Below are 1,469 nucleotides of genomic sequence, written 5' to 3'. Positions count from 1 at the left end.
CCTCGTGCTGTTTCGGCGGCGGGGTCGTATGTGGAGAAGGGACAGTGGCCGAGCGGGGCGGGCTGATCCTGGTGGTGGCGCGGTATGTGCCGGGTGGGCGGACGGCGGTGACGGTGACGATGGGCGCGGTGGGTTACCGGTTGCGGTGGTTCTCGTTGTTCGCGGGTGTGGCGGCGGTGTCGTGGACGTTGTACGGGGCGCTGCTGGGTTATGTGGGCGGGGTGGCGTTCGAGGACGATCCGCTGATGGGTGTGGCGGTCGGGCTGGGGTTGGCGTTGTCGGTGACGGCCGTGGTGGAGGCCGTGCGTTTCGTGCGCCGGCGGGCGCCGCGTGGCCGTCGTGGAGCGGGAGTGCCGGCGGGACGGGGATCCGGTAGTGCGGGTGGGGCCGTTGTCCGGCGGGTGATCGCGGGAAAGTGACAGGCTTCGGTCGGTGGTGGCCGTAGGGTGAACTTCGGCGGTCGGCCCGGTGTCTCAAGGGTGTCGGGCGAGGGCCGCCTGCGAGCGTGAGGGAGAGCATGCAAGCGCCGGATTTCAGCGCGGATCTGTACCGGGATGTCACCGAGTTCGCGCAGGGCACGCCGTCCTGGGTGCATGAGGTGGCCGATGTCGGGACCGATGCGGGGCTGCTGCTGTTCGCCGTGTTGTTCGTGGCGGGCTGGTGGCGGGCCCGGGGCCTGGACGCGCGGGCGATGGGGCTGGCGCTGGCGGCGCCGTTCGCGGTGGTGTCGGCGTATCTGGTGAGCGAGGTGTCGAAGTCGTTCATCGAGGAGGAGCGGCCGTGCCGGGCGGTGGCGGGGGCGGTGCACATCGCGGCGTGCCCGCCGCAGGGCGACTGGTCGTTCCCGAGTAATCACGCGACGATCGCGGCGGCGTCGGCGGCGGCGATCGTGGTGGCGTGGCGGGTGATGGCGCCGCTGGTGCTGCCGCTGGCGGCGCTGATGGCGTTCTCGCGGGTGTTCGTGGGCGTGCACTATCCGCATGATGTGGCGGCGGGGTTCCTGCTGGGCGTGGTGGTGGCTCCGCTGGTGGGGCTGGTGCTGGTGCGGGTGCTGCGGCCGCTGGTGGAGTCGTTGCGGGGCGTGGCGGCGGGTGCGGTGCTGCTGGGCGCGGGTCCGGTGGCGGCGCCCGGCGTGGGCGGGCCGCCGGTCGGGCAGCCGGGGTTGGCGCCGCATGCCGGTGTGGCGCCGGCGGCCGGTGTGGCTCCGATGAGCGCTCCGCTGGACGAGGCGTCGGTGACGATGCCGGACGTGATGGGCGGCGTGACGCGCCGTCCGGGCCCTCTCCCCTAGCTGGAGGCGGGCCGGTCGGGCCGTCCCAGGGTGGTGCTCCGGCGCTGCCGGGGCGGCCCGTCGGCGTTTCCGGGGTACTCCCCCGCCGGGCCGCCCATACAACTCTCCGAGCCCCCGAGACGGGCGCCTAAACCCTATAGCGCCCTGCGCTTCACAAAACACAAAGTACAACTCAAAC

General features: G+C 72.8%; 2 protein-coding genes. Both read left to right on the top strand.

Annotation, left to right across the window (positions count from 1 at the left end; genetic code table 11):
* Positions 1-44 precede the first annotated feature (44 nt).
* Positions 45-419 carry a DedA family protein gene (locus HUX53_RS39545; RefSeq protein WP_217920440.1) on the top strand — a complete coding sequence of 125 codons (375 nt, stop codon included), beginning with the start codon at positions 45-47 and terminating at the stop codon, positions 417-419.
* Positions 420-517: 98 nt separating this feature from the next.
* On the top strand, positions 518-1,291 hold the full coding sequence (locus tag HUX53_RS39540) for a phosphatase PAP2 family protein (protein ID WP_176408384.1): 774 nt from the start codon (positions 518-520) through the stop codon (positions 1,289-1,291).
* The last annotated feature ends 178 nt before the right edge of the window (positions 1,292-1,469 follow it).

It is taken from the genome of Actinomadura sp. BRA 177 (genome assembly GCF_013372625.1).
Classification (GTDB): Bacteria; Actinomycetota; Actinomycetes; order Streptosporangiales; family Streptosporangiaceae; genus Spirillospora.
The sequence above is the reverse complement of the archived record's forward strand: the minus strand, read 5'-3'. Positions and strand labels throughout refer to the sequence as shown.

Excerpts from the sequence above, each read along its gene's own strand:
- HUX53_RS39540 (WP_176408384.1), top strand. The coding sequence starts at position 518 with ATGCAAGCGCCGGATTTCAGCGCGGATCTGTACCGGGATGTCACCGAG.